Below are 15613 nucleotides of genomic sequence, written 5' to 3'. Positions count from 1 at the left end.
CGGCTCCGACGTCTCGGTCGTCAGTGACCCACTCAGAGGAGGACCAGATGGAAACGGTGACTTCCGCCGACGGTACGACGATTGCCTACGAACGGCAGGGGAGTGGTCCACGGCTGATCCTGGTCGCGGGCGCGCTGTGCGCCCGCGACGCCCTGCGACCACTCGCCGACGAGTTGGCCGCCGATTTCGACGTGGTGATCTACGACCGGCGCGGACGCGGTGACAGCGGCGACAGTACGCCGTACGCCGTGAAGCGCGAGGTGGACGACATCGGCGCGCTGCTCACGGCCGTCGGCGGTACGGCGGCCGTGTACGGGCACTCGTCGGGCGCGGCGCTCGTCGCGGTGGCCGCGAGCACCGGGCTGCCGTTCACGCAGGTGGTGCTGCACGAGCCGCCGTACGGACCGGATGACGCCGACACCGAGGACGAGGGGGCGCAGGTGCTCGAGTTGCTCGCCGCGGGCCGGCGGCGCGAGGCGGTCGAGGTGTTCCTGATGCTCGCGGGTATGCCGAAGGAGGCCGCGCTCGAGACCGCAGCGCTACCAGGGATGACCGACATCGCCCCGACCCTCGCCTACGACTTCGCCGTGATGGACCACGCCTCACCGGGCGGTCGGGTGCCTGTCGACCTGCTCGCCAGGATCACCCAGCCGACCCTCGTGGTCGCCGGGACCGCGTCACCGCCGTTCATGGTCGAAGCGGCCCACCGGATCGTGAAGGAGCTGCCGGCCGCGTCGTTGGCCGAGCTGCCCGACCAGGATCACGTCGCAGCGCCGGAGATCCTGGCGCCGGTCCTGCGAGAGTTTCTCAGTCGGCGATGATCTCGATCGAGACCTTGTCCGGGTAGAAGGCCAGGTGCTCGCGGATGTCGGCGACCGCGTCGTACGGCTGCTCGTACGTCCACACCGCGTTCACGCCGGCCCGGCCGGCGGGCAGGACGCTGTAGTACGACGCCTTGCCCTTGAACGGGCAGTACGTGTGGTGGTGGGTGCGCTCGAGCAGGGTCAGGTCGACGTCGCGGCGCGGGATGTACTGCACCGCGGGGTAGCTCGCCTCCTGCAGCGACAACGCGTCCCGGGTGTCCGCGATCACCTGGTCACCGGCCTTCACCACCACCCGATCCGGGTTCTTCGCCACCGTGATCGGGTGGTCCGGACCAGGAATCTTCTTCTCCGCCATGAACGTCTCCCAAGGCCGTGGTTCGCCGTCAACTTTTCAACAACCCGGGACGATGGCGGGACATTCCCGCTACAGCTGTTCGAGTTCGACCACCAGGCAGGGCCCGCCGTCGAACGCGCCGCCGTCGATGCCCAGGACGAGGCCGTCGGCGTACAGGTGGGGTCCGGTCAGGTTCTCGGGCAGGATGCCGAGCTGGTCGGCGACGATGCTGTGGCCGTGGACGATCCGGTGGCCGCCGAGGTGCCGCAGCATGATCCGCGCCACCTCCGGCCCGCTCGGGCCGCGGAACGCGTACCGCGACGTCATCCGCCGCCAGATCTCCCACCAGACCACGATGTCGTCACTGTGCAGCTCGGCACCGGCCGCGGCGTTGATCTGGTCGATCGTGTCACCCCACTGGACGTACTCCACGGTGTCGGAGTGCATCAGCAGGTGGCCCGCGTCCAGGCCGAGCATCGGCTGCTCGAGGAGCCAGGCGACGTCGTCGTCGGTGAGCAGTTCCTGGTCGCGGTCCTGGCCGCCGTTCAGCACCCAGGACCGCTCGAAGCTGCGGGTGGTGATCCCGTCGTGCGGGACGAACGTGTCGCCGAACTTGTGCATCCCGAGCGCGAGGATCTCGTGGTTGCCGAGCAGCACCCGGATGTCCCCGTCCGGCGCCTGGCCGATCAGCCTGCGGACGAAACGCAGTACGCCGATCCCGTCCGGACCCCGGTCGAAGAAGTCGCCGAGGAACCAGAGCCGGGCGTCCCGGCCCGACCAGTTGCCGTCGGCATCGGTCAGCCCGGCCAGCCGGAGCGATGCCTGCAGCTTCTCCGGGTGCCCGTGGATGTCGCTCACCGCGTACACAGCTGTCACGCCGTCCCCCAGCGGTGCGGATGACGAGATCGAGTACCGAGACGCATGCGGCGAGCGTAGTCGTACGACGGCGGACGACGTCACCCACGACGCCGCCGGCCGCCCACGTCAGGTGCCGGTGGTGGTGCCGAGCACCTCCTTCGCCTTCTCCACGGCCGCCAGAACCGGCTCCTCGATGTCCGAGCTGTCGAAGTTCATGCTCAGCAGGACGTCGCCCAGCCCGGCGAACGCGAAGACCACCTCGAGACCCGCCAGCGGGCCGCTCTCCGCGGCCAGCCGGACCGCGACCGGGGACGTGCCGGCCTTGGGCGCGGCCACCTCGGTGACCGCCACCGTCGAGGTGCCGGCGCCGTCGATGGTGAGCTTGGCCTTGGGGCAGGCCTTCACCGCGGCCCTGGTCGCGGCGAGGAGGTCCGAGGTGGCCTTGGCCGACGACATCGCCTCCAGCCGCTCGCCGACGAACGGTCCGTTCTGGCCACCGGAGAAGCCGCGCTCCACCATGACCTTCGCCCCGGGCGACTGCTCGGCGTTGAACAACCGGACCAGCTTGGCGCACTTGGAGTTGGTCGACGACAGCCCGCCCCCGTCGTCCTCACCGGTGTCGGGCTCGACCGCGAAACCGGCCGGCAGGTCCTCCAGCGCGAGCAGCGCCTTGGTCAGCGTCGCCTTCGTCCGCGGCGCCGGAGCCTGCGTCGGCGGCGCGGACGGAGTCGTCGGTACGACGCTCGGCGTACTGCTGCTGCTCGCGGTCGCAGTCGGCGTCGGAGTGGCGGACGGCGCCGCGCCGCCCTCCGGTGTGGAATCGCCGCCGCAGGCGACCAGGATCAGTGTGAGGCCCGCCGCGAGTACGGCGGAGACAAGAGGTCGCTGCAGCGACATGGGGCCCTCCCCAGGGAGATGTGTCGCGACAGTCTAGACCGGAAGGCAGGCCATCACGCCCACGAAAAATGCACTTCGAGGGAGAGCTCGACGGTCTGGTCGCCGGGAGTGATGTTCAGCGGCGCGTCGAAGGCCTTGGCGCTCTGGAGCTCGATCATCTGGCCGCGGATGGGTGCGTGGCTGTAGCTCTCGGAGATCGACGTGACCGAGCCGAGCGAGTAGCCGGCCAGGGCCGCGAGCTCCTCGGCCTTGGCCCGGGCCTGCTGGAAGGCGAGCTCACGCGCCCGGGTGAGCAGCGGCGCCTTGTCCTCGACGTCGAACTGCAGGTAGTCCACGCCGAGACTGTTGCCCGCGGCATCCACGGCGGCGTTCAGCAGCCGGCCGAAGCCGGTCAGGTCCTTGGTGGTGACCGTGAGGCTGTGCGCGGCGTGGAATCCGGACGGCGTCGCCATCTCCTTGTACTGCGGGTGCACGTTGACCGAGCTGGTCGCGATGTCGGACGCCTCGACCCCTTGCTGCCGCAGTGCCGCGATCACCGCCTCCGTCCGCTCCGCCACCCGACCCACCGCGGCCGCCACGTCGGCCGCGTCGTGCCCGACACTCAACGAAATCCGCAGTACGTCCGGTGGTGCGCTGACCTGACCTGACCCGACGACGCTCACCCCAGTCTCCATGCCAGCAGTCTGACACCCTCCCGGCTCGCGCGGGCTCTTGCCGGGCCGCGCCGGGCGCGTGACGATGACCGGCATGAGCCTGCCTTCGTACGCGTCCGGAGTGTCCGAGGTTCCGTTGCTGGGCGAGACCATCGGCGCCAACCTCGGACGCACGGTGAGCCGGTTCGGTGACCGGGACGCGATGGTGGAGGTGCAGACCGGGCGGCGCTGGACGTACGCCGAGTTCGGCGCCGAGGTGGACGTGGTCGCCCGAGGCCTGCTGGCGCGCGGGATCGCGAAGGGCGACCGGGTCGGGATCTGGGCCCCGAACTGCGCGGAGTGGACGATCACGCAGTACGCGACCGCCACGATCGGCGCGATCCTGGTCAACATCAACCCGGCGTACCGGACCCACGAACTGGCCTACGCGCTGAACCAGTCCGGGGTCCGGCTGCTGATCTCGGCGACCGAGTTCAAGACCAGCGACTACCGCGCGATGGTCGACGAGGTCCGTCCGGACTGCCCGGCCCTGGAGGAGACCGTCTACATCGGCACCGGCGACTGGGACGAGCTGCGGGCCGCGGCGGACCGCGTCAGCGTGGACGCGTTGCGCGCCCGCGAGGCCGAGCTGGCCTTCGACGACCCGATCAACATCCAGTACACGAGCGGCACCACCGGCTTCCCCAAGGGCGCCACGCTGAGCCACCACAACATCCTCAACAACGGCTTCTTCGTCACCGAGACGATCGCGTTCACCGAGCAGGACCGGCTCTGCATCCCGGTGCCCTTCTACCACTGCTTCGGCATGGTGATGGCGAACCTCGGCTGTACGACGCACGGCGCCTGCATGGTGATTCCCGGGCCGGCCTTCGACCCGGCCGCGACACTGCGGGCGGTCCAGGACGAACGCTGCACCGGGTTGTACGGCGTACCGACGATGTTCATCGCCGAGCTCGGGCTGCCGGACTTCGCGTCGTACGACCTGACGTCGTTGCGGACCGGGGTGATGGCGGGTTCAGCGTGCCCGATCGAGGTGATGAAGCGATGTGTGGCGGACATGCACATGGCCGAAGTGGCGATCTGCTACGGCATGACCGAGACGTCGCCGGTGTCGACGCAGACCCGCCGCGACGACGATCTGGACCGCCGTACGTCGACCGTCGGCACGGTGATGCCGCACGTCGAGGTGAAGCTGGTCGACCCGGCCACCGGTCTGGTCGTGCCGAGGGGTCATCCCGGTGAGCTGTGCACCCGCGGGTACTCGGTGATGCTCGGGTACTGGGACGAGCCGGAGAAGACCGCGGAGGCGATCGACCAGGCCCGCTGGATGCATACCGGCGACCTGGCGATGATGCGCGAGGACGGGTACGTGAACATCGTCGGCCGGATCAAGGACATGGTGATCCGCGGCGGCGAGAACGTGTACCCGCGCGAGATCGAGGAGTTCCTCTACACCCACCCGGCGATCGCCGACGTCCAGGTGGTCGGCGTACCGGACGCCAGGTACGGCGAGGAGCTGTGCGCCTGGATCAAGCTGAAGCCCGGCGCCGACCCGCTCGACGCGGCCGCGATCAAGGAGTTCGCCACCGGCAAACTCGCCCACTTCAAGATCCCGAAGTACGTCCTGATCGTCGACGACTTCCCGATGACGGTCACCGGCAAGATCCGCAAGGTGGAGATGCGCGAGAGGTCAGTGGACCTGCTCGGTCTCTCGTGACCTCAGTTGGTCCGCGAAGGCTTTCAGCGCGGGGGTGTCCTCGCCCCGGCGCCAGACCAGGCCGAGGGCCGACTCGGGGAGGCCGGTGACCGGGACGCTGACAAGGTCGGCGCGCTGGTTGAGCACCGCGGTGGGGCGGCAGACCAGCATGCCGCCGCGGCCGGCGGCGATCAGTGAGAGGCCCTCCTGCAGCGTGCGGACCTCGGCACCGCGGTGGATCAGTGCGCCGCCGGGTGTCTGGGTGGGTGCCTGGGCCTGGCGCCAGTAGCCCGGAGCAGGGCCGGAGATCCCGATCAGGGTCTCGCCGTCGAGTTCCTCGGCGTCGACGGCTTCACGGGCGGCGAGCCGGTGCCTGGCGCCCACGGTCAGGGTCTGCTGCTGCCGGGAGAACACCGGCCCCAGGACCAGGTCGTCCTCCGCGACCGGCAGCATCACGACGGCCGCGTCCACCTCGCCGCGCCGGAGCGCGCCAAAGGGGTCGTTCAACGGCAGTTCGGCAACGTCGATCAGGCAGTTCGGGTTGCGGCTCTGGAACGCCGACACCGCGGTCAGCACGTCGTCGTTCGCCGTGCCCTGGAAGCCGATCCGGAGTTTGCCCTTGACGCAGTTGGCGTAGTCGCGGGCGTTCTCCACCACGCGCTCCAGCGCGGCGTACGCCGGTCGCAGTGTGGTGAGGAACTCCTTGCCGAGTGGAGTCAGCGCGACCCGGCGGCTGGTCCGCTCGAACAACGGCCCGCCGATCCGGCGTTCCAGCGACTGGAGCAACTGGCTGACGCGGCTCTGGGAGAGGTAGAGGCGTTCCGCCGTACGGCCGAAGTGCAACTCCTCGGCCAGCACCAGGAAGCACTCCAGTTCGCGGATCTCCACAGCCACTGGGCGTCCTCCCGATCGATTAGCTCAGCTAATACAAGCATGACCAGATCGCCGTTGTTCGGCACCCTCGCGGTCCCGAAGCCTTGACCCATGACGACGATCTGCTCCGACCAGGTAGCCACCCGAGGCTGGGCCGCCTCGGTGACGATGGCAGCCACGGTGTTCACCGTGGTCACCGCCGAGATGCTGCCTGTCGGCCTGCTGACCCCGATCGGTTCGAGTCTCCAGGTGAGCGAGGGCACCGCGGGCCTGACCTTGACGGTCACCGGCGTGGTCTCCGCGCTGGCCGCGCCGCTGCTTCCGCTGCTGCTGGGCAAGCTCGACCGGCGCGTCGTGATGGTTGGTCTGATGGCACTTCTCGCCGGTGCCGGCCTGCTCGCGGCCGCCGCACCGAATGTCGGGGTCCTGATGATCGCCCGGGTCCTCTTCGGCATCTCGCTCGGCGGTGTCTGGCTGTTCACGGTCGGTCTGGCGCGCCGCGTCGTCCCCGCGCATGCGGCCGGTCCGGCGACCTCGCTCATCTTCAGCGGGATCGCCATCGCTTCTGTGCTCGGGATTCCGGCCGGTGCGTACGTCGGCGAGTTGCTGGGCTGGCGCTGGGCCTTCGCCGCGGTCGGTCTGCTGTCCGGGGTCCTGGCCGTCGCCCTCGCTGTCCTCCTGCCTCCGCTCGCGGCGGAGAAGGCGGTCCGGCTGAGCGACGTCGTGGACGTGCTGAAGATCAGGCAGCTACGCGTCGGGCTCGCCCTGGTCGCACTTCTGGTCACCGGCCACTTCGCCGCCTACACGTACGTCCGCCCGCTGCTGGAGAAGCAGGCGGGCATCACCCCGGCGTTGATCGGCACGCTGCTGCTGGCGTACGGCGTCGCCGGTGTCATCGGCAACTTCGTCGCCGGGTCGCTGCGTCCGGCTCGTGCCATCGGCATGATCGCGATCGGCATCGCGACGGTCGCCGTACTGATGCCTTTCGTCGGTAGGACGCTCGCCGGAGCCGTTGCTCTGCTCGTCGTCTGGGGTTTCGCGCACGGCGGCACGAGCGTGAGCACGCAGGCGTGGGGTCATGCGGCGGCACCCAGCGCGCCCGAGGCGTCGTCCGCCGTACTCGTGGGGGTGTACAACGGCTCGATCGCACTGGGTGCCTTCGCGGGCGGCCAAGTCGCCGATCGCATCGGTACGACGACCGTCACCTGGCTGCCCGCGCTTCTGGCGACTGCTGCGCTGATCGTCGTCCTAGCGGACCGCCGCCAGCGCGGCTGAGTCCTCGTCGCCGAAGTCGTCCTCGAGTCTCTCCGGCGAGTAGTCGAGGTCGATACCGGCCACGTCCGCGCCGAGCGCCGACTCGATCGCGGCGAGGCGGCGGGTCGCACGGTCCCCGGCGTACGTCATCAACGCGGTCGGGTCGATCTCCGGCGGCAGTTCGGGGGAGTTGTCCATCGCCCACTGGATCTGGGTCAGCGCGTGCGGGAGGAGTTCCTCCATCGTGTCGGTGACGACCTTCCAGTTCGACGCGTCCGCGGCGACGTGGCGGCGGCAGGTGAAGGTGCCCCAGGCCATGTGCCGTCGTTCGTCGTCGCCGATCCGGCGGATCAGTTCCTGCATGCCCGGCAGTACGCCGCGCGACGTACAGAGCAGGTTCCAAGCGTGGTAGCCGGTCAGCGCCAAAGTCCCTTCCACCACGTGGTTGTAGGTGACACTCGCACGGACCTGATTGGCCGGGGACGGATCGTCGGCGAGCGACTTGAGGGCGACCGGCAGGGCCTCGTAGAAGATCGCGCGGTAACCCGGGTTGTTCTCGACGTAGTGGTGCAGGTCCTCGGTGACGCCGACCGCGTCCAGCCAGAGCCGGAACACCGCGGTGTGCTTGGCCTCCTCGAAGCAGAACTGGGTCAGGTACATCTCGTCGCCGAACCGTCCCTCGGCCGCCATCGCCTGCAGGAACGGCTGCAGGTCCTCGGTGACCGCCTCCTCACCGGCGATGAACTGCGAGCAGAGCATCAACGCGTTGTCCTTGTCGTTGTCGCTCAGCTCCTGCCAGTCCTTCGCGTCCTGGCTGAAGTCGATGTCCCGCGGGTTCCAGAACTTGCGGTTGCCCTTGTCGAACAGCCGCAGCGGCAGCGCTTCCCAGTTCAGCCCACCGGACCGCAGTGAGCTGAAACCCTGTCGGTGCAGCGGATTCGTCGTCGTCATGACTGCCTCCTGGCTCGGGACAGAAAGGGACTGAGGACGCGGGCCAGCTGCGCCGCCACCGCCGCCGGGGGAGGGCCTGGCGTGACGATGTGGCTGAGGACGACGCGCAAGGCGACGTCGACGCAGCTGGTCGCGTCCTCCGGTGGTACCTCCGGCCAGTGCTCCCTGACGTGCTCACCCAGCCGTAGGTGGGCCACCTCCAGCACCTGCTGCCCCCGTGTGGTCAGCAGTTGGCTGGCCTGATCGGATCCCGGCTGGCCCAGCGCCGCCTTCACCAGCGGGTTCTCCCCGGCCAGTGTGAGCGCCCGCTCGACCGCGGCCTGCAAACCGTCGATCGGGTCGGACTGCTCGGCGAGTGCTGCGTTCACGTCCAGCAGGAACCGCTCGGTCTCGCGTGCCGCCACCGCCTGCAGCACGCCCCACTTGTCGCCGAACTCGTTGTAGACGGTCTGCCGGGAAACCCCGGTCCGGCGGGCCACGTCGTTCATCCGCAGCCCGTCGTACCCGCCCGCGACGATCGCGTCGTAGGCGTTGTCCAGCAGCTCGTCGCGCAGTCGGCGTTTGGTCCGGTCCGCGAACGAGTCCATGGGACCGAGGGTTTACATTTTCGTCCGCAATGTCAAGAGGTCGGACAGACCGTTCTCAATTGTCAAGTGCTGAGAAGTGCTCCGCATCGCCGGTCCGGGGCGTACTGCGGATGCCGTCGATGCTGACCGGGATGTCGCCGGCCAGGGTGATCCGGTGCAGCCGGCGCGGCTGGTCGTCGTAGTCCGCGACGCCGTAGTGCTGGGTCGCCCGGTTGTCCCAGATCGCCAGGTCGCCGGGCTGCCACTGCCAGCGAACCGTGTTGTCGAGGTTCGTGATGCGGTTCTGCAGCAGCTGGAACAACGCCGTCGACTCGGCGGAGGTGAGGCCGACGAAACGCCGGACGAAATGGCCGAGGACGAGCGAGCGCTCACCGGTCTCGGGATGGACCCGGACGACCGGGTGCTCGGTCTCGAACAGCTTGGAGACGAACTGTTTGCGGTGCTCCTCGACCTTCACGTCCACCCCGCCGATCCGGGTCTCGTCCACCCGGCCGGCGTAGTCGTAGACGTTGCTGTGCACGGCCCACAGGCGGTCCACCAGAGCCTGCAGCGGCACCGGCAGATTCGCGTACGCCGTCACGGTGTTCGCCCAGGTGGTCGCCCCGCCGTACGCCGGTAGCGTGACCGCCCGGAGCAGGCTGATCGCGGGGATCCGGTCGACGAACGTGACGTCGGTGTGCCAGCTGTTCGCCTTGCCGTAGTCGGAGTCGATCGGCAGCACGTTCTCGGCGCCCTCGAGGCTCTTCGAGGTCGGGTGCGCCAGCGTCGGCGTCCCGAGGAGCTTGGCGAAGGCGAGCTGGCCGGCGTCGTCGAGGTGGTGCTGGTCCCGGAAGAAGATCACCTTGTGGTCGAGCAGGGCCTGCCGGATCGCGGCGACGGTCTGCGCGGGCAGGTCGCCGCCGAGGCGGACGTTGCCGATCACGGCGCCGATCGCGCCGCCGGCCTTGGTGACGGTGATCTCCGGTGCTTCCAGCTGAGTGGTCATCGGTGGCTCCCTGGGGGTGTCGGTTAACAGCAATAATCCAACTGAATTAGTAGACATATCGGCCGTTTCGGGATGCGAGACCGGGCCCGGGCCGGGAGCACGTAGGGTTGGGGACGTGTCAACCGCCGAGATCCAGTCCGCTGCTGCCGCCACCTACGACGTGCCGGAGCTCGTGGTCGGGTTCGACCTGGACATGACGCTGATCGACTCCCGGCCGGGGATCCAGGCGGTCTGGGACCTGCTCGTCGAGGAGACCGGCGTACCGATCGACACCGACCTGGTGGTGAGCCGGCTCGGCCCGCCGCTGACCTGGGAGATGGCGAACTGGTTCCCGCCGGAGCAGGTCGACGCGATGGTCGCCCGGTACCGCGAGCACTACCCGGCGCACGCGATCACCGGGAGCCTGCCGTTGCCCGGTGTGGCCGAGTCGCTGGCCGCCGTACGGGCGTTGCGCGGCAGGACCATGGTGGTGTCGGCGAAGTACACACCCTCGGTGGTGCTGCACCTGGAGCACCTCGGGCTGGACGTCGACGAGCCGGTCGGTGACCTGCACGGCGCCGAGAAGGGCATCGCGCTGCGGGAGCACCAGGCGACGATCTACGTCGGCGACCACACCGCCGACATCGACGGCGCACGGGCCGCCGGGGCGGTCGCGGTGAGCGTCGCCACCGGTCCGTTCACCGCCGACGAGCTTCGGGCGTACGGAGCCGACGTCGTACTGAACGACCTGACCGAGTTCCCGGCCTGGCTGGACGCGTACGTGCTCGAGCAGCGGCTGGAAGCGTTGATGCGGCGGCTGTCGAGCTACCAGAAGCTGGTCGTCGCGTTCAGCGGCGGTGCCGACTCGGCGTTCCTGCTGGCGGCCGCGGCCCGCGCGATCGGGCCGGCCAACGTGGTCGCGGCGACCGCGGTCTCGCCGAGTCTCCCGGCGTCCGAGCTCGAGCCGGCCGCACGGTTCGCGGACAGCATCGGCGTACGGCACGTCACCCCGCACACCCACGAGATGGAGCGCGAGGGGTACCAGGCCAACGCCGGCGACCGGTGCTACTTCTGCAAGGCCGAACTGGTCGAGACGCTGCAGCCGATCGCGGACGAGTTCGGGATCACCGCGATCGCGACCGGGACGAACGCGGACGACGCGATCGCCGGGTTCCGGCCGGGGATCCGGGCCGCCCACGAGCGCGGTGCGATCACGCCGCTGAAGGACGCCCGGCTGACCAAGGCGCAGATCCGCGAGGCGTCCCGGAGCTGGGGTCTGGAGACCTCCGACAAGCCCGCCGCCGCCTGCCTGTCGAGCCGGATCGCGTACGGCATCCGGATCACACCGAACCTGCTGGCCCGGGTCGACCGGGCCGAACAGGCGGTCCGCTCGCGGCTCACGCCGTACGGCGTCGAGAACGTCCGGGTCCGCGACCTGGGCGAGACCGCGAGTATCGAGATCGACAAGGCCCTGCTCGACCAGGTGGACCATCAGGCCCTGGTCGACGCGGTGGTCGCCGAGGGATTCCCGGCCGCTCAGGTCGACCCGCGCGGCTTCCGATCCGGCTCGATGAACGAACGGTTGAAGGATCCGGAGAGGTACCGGTGATGATGCGGAACCCTTGCCACCTCAGGTAGTTTTCCGGAGGCGGTCCGGCGCGGGTTCACGTACGCTGGGTAGCCGATCGGGCGGTTCTCCCGTCCCGATCCGACGATTGACAGACGCTGGTTTTCTTCAGTGACGACAGAGGGGTTCCCGTGCCCGTTGGCAAGGTCAAGTGGTATGACTCCGAGAAGGGGTTCGGCTTCCTCAGCAAGGAGGAGGGCGGGGACGTCTACGTCCGTGCCGACGCGCTGCCGGCCGGAGTGACCAACCTCAAGCCGGGGCAGAAGGTCGAGTTCGGTGTCGTCGAAGGACGCAGGGGCGAGCAGGCCCTCCAGGTCCGGCTGATCGACCCGCCGCCGTCGGTGGCGAAGGCGATGCGGCCGAAGCCGGAGGAGATGCAGCTGGTCATCGAGGACCTGATCAAGCTGCTCGACAACCTCGGCGAGGGCTACCGCCGCGGCCGCCACCCCGACAACAAGGCCGCCCGCCAGGTCGCCACCGTGCTGCGCGGCGTCGCCGACAAACTCGACATCTGACCCAGTACGCCGTACGGCGCCCCCGTCAGAAACTCCGCTCGGCACCGCGTCAGGAAACCCGTTCGGCATCGCCGTCAGGAACTCCGCTCGGCATCGCGGCTAGGACGCTGCTCGGCATCGCGACTAGGACTCCGCTCGGCGTCGCCGTCAGGACTCCGCTCGGCATCGCCGTCAGGAAACCCGCTCGGCATCGCCGTCAGGAACTCCGCTCGGCATCGCCGTCGGGGACTCCGCTCGATGCGCGCCTGGATGCCATCGAGCACGGTGTCCAGCCCGTCGCGGAACCCGGCCGCCTCGCGCTGCCCCGCCGCCTCCGAGGGGTGCACTTCAGCGGATATCCCCTGAAGTGCACCGTTCTCTCCTCGTATGCGCGCGGAGAAGGAGCACGCCGAGGGGTTATCCGTCCACATGCCTACCGTGGGGCGCCGGTGCGGGCGGGGCAAGCGGAGCGGGCGGAGCGGGCGGGGCGAGCGGGGCTGAGGCTGGGGTTTGGGCTGCTCAGCGGGGTGGGTGGTTTTCGCCGGGGCGGCGGCGGTTGAACAGGCCGCGGCCGGGTTCGCGTTCGACGGTCGGCTCCTCGGCCCAGGGGGCGTGGTCCTGGCGGGTTTCCTCGTCGTCCTCGGGGTGGCCGCTCCACCAGCGGCCGATCGGTTGCCCGCCGGCCGGCTCGTCGTCGACCTTGAGCTCCACCGTCGGTTCGTCGTACCGGCGCCGGCTGCTCTCCCGGTTGGCGCGCTGCTCGGCGACGCTGAGGATCGTACGGCTCGTGCTGGTCGGCCGCTCGGGCTCGGGCGCACCGTCGCCACCGTCCCCACCACTGGGGCCGGCCGGCGGCTTCGGGGCGGCGGGACCCGCGGCGGGCCGGCTTGTGGACTTCATCCGTACGACGAGGAAGACGACGACCAGGAGCACCCCGGCGAGGAAGCCGAAGCCGAGGCGGGGGATGAGCGGCAGGACGATGCCGCAGCCGCCGCCGATCACCCAGGCCAGTTGCAGCACGGTCTCCGATCGGGCGAACACGGACGTACGCACGGTCTCCGGCACGTCACGCTGGATCATCGCGTCCAGCGACAACTTGCCGAGCGAGCTGCACAACCCGGCGACCAGGCCGAGTGCGATCAGGATCGGGAACCCGTAGAACACCGCCACCAGGACCGCCACCGTGGCGTCCGCGAGCAGCACCACCAGGACGACGGCCTCGGGTTTACGGGCCTTGAGCAACGACCCGACCAGGGTGCCGAGACTGTTGCCGAGACCCGCCGCCGCGATCACCGCGCCGGCGGCGAGCGCACCGTCGACCCCGCTGAGCGGTTTGTCCCGCAGCAGGAACGCCAGGTACATGGTCAGGAACCCGGAGACGAACCGGAGCCCGAGGTTGCACCGGATCCCGCGGGCCACCGCCGCCGTGATCGAACGCCGCCGCACCTCGCGTCCCGCCGTACCGGTCATCTCCTCACCGGCCGGCGAATCGACCCTGCTCGGCAGCCGGATCGCCAGCACGAGACCGACCGTGTAGACCAGTGCGGCCCAGCGCAGCGACCACTCCGGCCCGATCGCCGCGAACGCACCCGCGATACCCGCGCCGATGGTCGCACCCGCGACACCGGCCAGCGAGATCCGCGAGTTCGCGGTGACAAGGGTGATCTCCTTCGGGAGCAGCCGCGGTACGGCGGATGCCCGCGTCACGCCGTACGCCTTGGACGCGACCAGGCAACCCAGCGCGGCCGGGTACAGCCACGGCGAGGCCGAGCCGTCCATCGAGGCGGCGAGGCTCCAGACCAGGAAGCCGCGCAGACCGAGCGTCGCGCCGATCGCCCACCGGCGCCCGTGCCGGAACCGATCCAGGATCGGCCCGACCAGCGGCGCCATCAGCGCGAACGGCGCCATCGTCAGCAGCAGGAACAGCGCGACCCGGTCCCGGGCCTGCTCACTGGGCACGGCGAAGAACACGGTCCCGGCCAGCGATACGGCCAACGCGGTGTCGGCGGCCGCGTTCACCGCGCCCAGCTCGATCAGTCGGGACAGCCCGGACTCACCGGCGCCCTGGGCGTGCGTCAGCCCGCGGATCCGCCGCCCGGTGGCGCGGCCGACCTTCCCGCCGACCACGGCCGTCCTCCGGGAGGCTGATGCGACCCCGCTGGCACCGACCTTCGAGGCCTGACCGACCTTCCTGCTCGCGGTGCCCAGCTTCTCCCGCGCACCGTTGAGCCGTTGACCGGCCGACTTCCCCGCGGGTTTGGTGCCCTGCCTGCCGCCGTGGTTGTCGCCGGGCTTGCCGCCGGACGTGTCGCCCCGTTGGCCGCCGTGCGCGTTGCCTGCCTTGCCGCCGGGCTTGTCGCCGTACGTGTCGCCGGGCTTGTTGCCAGCCGTCCCGCCGGGCGGGTTCTCGCCGGACGAACCAGGCGTCGCCTTCCGGTTCGCGGGGTCTGGGCTGTGCATGGAACCATCCTGCCTCCTGCGGGAGACAGACCGTAGTCACGGCGCGTTCCGAGCACCCTCGCGGGCGTGCGAGAATGGGCGATTGTGACCCCCGTCAGAACTCCGGAACCGGTTCGCGCCAAGCCCGACGCCATCTGTGTCGCGGCGGTCGAACCTGCCCGCGAGGCCGCGATCGCCGAGGCCGGCGCCGCGCAGGTCGGGGAGCACCTCGGTCACCTGGTCGAGGGCGAGCGCCTCGTCACGCACTACTTCGCCTCGACCCACCCCGGGTACCGCGGCTGGCGGTGGGCGGTCACGCTGACCCGCGCCTCCCGCGCGAAGACGGTCACCATCAACGAGGTCGTCATGCTGCCCGGCGACGACGCGATCGTCGCGCCGGAGTGGGTGCCGTGGTCCGACCGGGTCCAGCCGGGCGACCTGCGCCCCGGCGACCTGTTCCCGACCCTCCCGGACGACCCGCGGCTCGAGCCCGGCTTCACCGACACCGGCGCCCCCGACGAGGTACTCGCGGTCGTCGACGAACTCGGACTCGGCCGGGAGCGGGTGCTCTCGCCGTACGGCCGGGAAGACGCAGCCGAGCGCTGGTACGGCGGGGACTTCGGCCCGGCGTCCCCGATCGCCCAGGCCGTCCCGTACAAGTGTCACGCCTGCGGCTACTGGATCCGCCTGGCCGACAGCCTCGGCCAGGCCTTCGGAGTCTGCGCCAACGAGATGGCCCCGGGCGAGGGCCGCGTCGTCGCCTACGACTACGGCTGCGGCGCCCACTCCGACGCCGTCATCGACCTCCCCGATCAGCCCTCCACCGAACACGCCTTCGACACCACCGGCTACGACGACCTCGAACTGGCCGCCGAAACCCAGACCAACGCCCTCGAAACCGACGCCGTCGAAACCGACGCCGTCGAAACCAAGGTCGTCGAAGCCGAGGTGGTCGAAGCCGAGGTCGACGTCACCCAGGCCGCCGCGGACGAGATCGCCCACGCCCCAGCCGTCCCCCAACCCGCCGACCGCCCCACCGCCCCCGAGCCGGACGACGAACTCGAAACCAACTGAGAACCCTGCCGCCACCGGCAACCGCTCAGATGCCGCCTTCGGCGGGCGCGGCAGCGAGCACGCGACGTAGAGCGCGCGTAACGGGTGC

15 protein-coding genes and 1 pseudogene are annotated in these 15613 nt (G+C 70.1%); 6 read left to right on the top strand and 10 right to left on the bottom strand.

Annotated elements, in window-relative coordinates; genetic code table 11:
* Positions 1 to 47: 47 nt before the first annotated feature.
* Positions 48 to 821 (top strand): alpha/beta fold hydrolase, encoded by a 774-nt coding sequence (locus ACYVOK_RS00720; RefSeq protein ID WP_460660231.1) that lies wholly within the window; start codon positions 48 to 50, stop codon positions 819 to 821.
* Here the strand turns inward: ACYVOK_RS00720 and ACYVOK_RS00715 are convergent.
* The 4 genes from ACYVOK_RS00715 to ACYVOK_RS00700 all read right to left on the bottom strand — a co-directional run bounded on the left by ACYVOK_RS00715 (position 808) and on the right by ACYVOK_RS00700 (position 3587).
* On the bottom strand, positions 808 to 1179 hold the full coding sequence (locus tag ACYVOK_RS00715) for a DUF427 domain-containing protein (protein WP_460660230.1): 372 nt from the start codon (positions 1177 to 1179) through the stop codon (positions 808 to 810). The genes ACYVOK_RS00720 and ACYVOK_RS00715 overlap by 14 nt on opposite strands.
* 69 nt (positions 1180 to 1248) lie before the next feature.
* The gene (locus ACYVOK_RS00710; RefSeq protein ID WP_460660229.1) at positions 1249 to 2034 is read right to left on the bottom strand and encodes a metallophosphoesterase; all 786 of its coding nucleotides are present in this window, start codon (positions 2032 to 2034) and stop codon (positions 1249 to 1251) included.
* A 108-nt stretch (positions 2035 to 2142) separates the two neighbouring features.
* Positions 2143 to 2913 carry a hypothetical protein gene (locus ACYVOK_RS00705; RefSeq protein WP_460660228.1) on the bottom strand — a complete coding sequence of 257 codons (771 nt, stop codon included), beginning with the start codon at positions 2911 to 2913 and terminating at the stop codon, positions 2143 to 2145.
* Between the two features lie 53 nt (positions 2914 to 2966).
* Positions 2967 to 3587 (bottom strand): SIMPL domain-containing protein, encoded by a 621-nt coding sequence (locus ACYVOK_RS00700; RefSeq protein ID WP_460660227.1) that lies wholly within the window; start codon positions 3585 to 3587, stop codon positions 2967 to 2969.
* Positions 3588 to 3660: 73 nt separating this feature from the next.
* On the opposite strand from ACYVOK_RS00700, the gene ACYVOK_RS00695 reads away from it, so the two are divergent.
* On the top strand, positions 3661 to 5283 hold the full coding sequence (locus ACYVOK_RS00695) for an AMP-binding protein (RefSeq protein WP_460660226.1): 1623 nt from the start codon (positions 3661 to 3663) through the stop codon (positions 5281 to 5283).
* On the opposite strand, the gene ACYVOK_RS00690 is transcribed toward ACYVOK_RS00695, so the two are convergent.
* Positions 5257 to 6156 (bottom strand): LysR family transcriptional regulator, encoded by a 900-nt coding sequence (locus tag ACYVOK_RS00690; RefSeq protein ID WP_460660225.1) that lies wholly within the window; start codon positions 6154 to 6156, stop codon positions 5257 to 5259. The two genes, ACYVOK_RS00695 and ACYVOK_RS00690, sit on opposite strands and share 27 nt — an antisense overlap.
* Before the next feature lie 90 nt (positions 6157 to 6246).
* Here ACYVOK_RS00690 and ACYVOK_RS00685 point away from each other — a divergent pair, with 90 nt between their 5' ends.
* A complete protein-coding gene (locus ACYVOK_RS00685; RefSeq protein WP_460660224.1) occupies positions 6247 to 7410 on the top strand; it encodes an MFS transporter in 1164 nt (387 codons plus the stop codon).
* Here the strand turns inward: ACYVOK_RS00685 and ACYVOK_RS00680 are convergent.
* From ACYVOK_RS00680 to ACYVOK_RS00670, 3 genes are read right to left on the bottom strand one after another with little or no spacing between them, the layout of a single operon-like run.
* Positions 7384 to 8340, bottom strand: a complete 957-nt coding sequence (locus tag ACYVOK_RS00680; protein ID WP_460660223.1) for a R2-like ligand-binding oxidase — start codon at positions 8338 to 8340, stop codon at positions 7384 to 7386. The genes ACYVOK_RS00685 and ACYVOK_RS00680 overlap by 27 nt on opposite strands.
* The gene (locus ACYVOK_RS00675) at positions 8337 to 8927 is read right to left on the bottom strand and encodes a TetR family transcriptional regulator (RefSeq protein WP_460660222.1); all 591 of its coding nucleotides are present in this window, start codon (positions 8925 to 8927) and stop codon (positions 8337 to 8339) included. Before ACYVOK_RS00675 ends, ACYVOK_RS00680 begins: the two co-directional genes overlap by 4 nt.
* 55 nt (positions 8928 to 8982) lie before the next feature.
* Positions 8983 to 9912 carry a TauD/TfdA dioxygenase family protein gene (locus ACYVOK_RS00670; protein ID WP_460660221.1) on the bottom strand — a complete coding sequence of 310 codons (930 nt, stop codon included), beginning with the start codon at positions 9910 to 9912 and terminating at the stop codon, positions 8983 to 8985.
* Positions 9913 to 10027: 115 nt separating this feature from the next.
* Between ACYVOK_RS00670 and larE the strand changes: the two genes are divergently transcribed.
* Positions 10028 to 11500 (top strand): ATP-dependent sacrificial sulfur transferase LarE, encoded by a 1473-nt coding sequence (larE, locus tag ACYVOK_RS00665; RefSeq protein WP_460660220.1) that lies wholly within the window; start codon positions 10028 to 10030, stop codon positions 11498 to 11500.
* 149 nt (positions 11501 to 11649) lie between these two features.
* The gene (locus ACYVOK_RS00660; protein ID WP_449830090.1) at positions 11650 to 12033 is read left to right on the top strand and encodes a cold-shock protein; all 384 of its coding nucleotides are present in this window, start codon (positions 11650 to 11652) and stop codon (positions 12031 to 12033) included.
* A 74-nt stretch (positions 12034 to 12107) separates the two neighbouring features.
* Here the strand turns inward: ACYVOK_RS00660 and ACYVOK_RS00655 are convergent, their stop codons facing one another.
* Both ACYVOK_RS00655 and ACYVOK_RS00650 read right to left on the bottom strand, forming a co-directional pair.
* Positions 12108 to 12359, bottom strand: coding sequence for a hypothetical protein (locus tag ACYVOK_RS00655; protein ID WP_460660219.1), 252 nt, complete (start codon positions 12357 to 12359; stop codon positions 12108 to 12110).
* Between the two features lie 172 nt (positions 12360 to 12531).
* A complete protein-coding gene (locus tag ACYVOK_RS00650) occupies positions 12532 to 14472 on the bottom strand; it encodes an MFS transporter (protein ID WP_460660218.1) in 1941 nt (646 codons plus the stop codon).
* Between the two features lie 84 nt (positions 14473 to 14556).
* On the opposite strand from ACYVOK_RS00650, the pseudogene ACYVOK_RS00645 reads away from it, so the two are divergent.
* Positions 14557 to 15309: pseudogene (locus tag ACYVOK_RS00645) on the top strand (DUF3027 domain-containing protein); the annotation flags it as partial.
* Positions 15310 to 15613 lie beyond the last annotated feature (304 nt).

The sequence above is a fragment of the Kribbella swartbergensis genome (assembly GCF_054784135.1).
The sequence above is the reverse complement of the archived record's forward strand: the minus strand, read 5'-3'. Positions and strand labels throughout refer to the sequence as shown.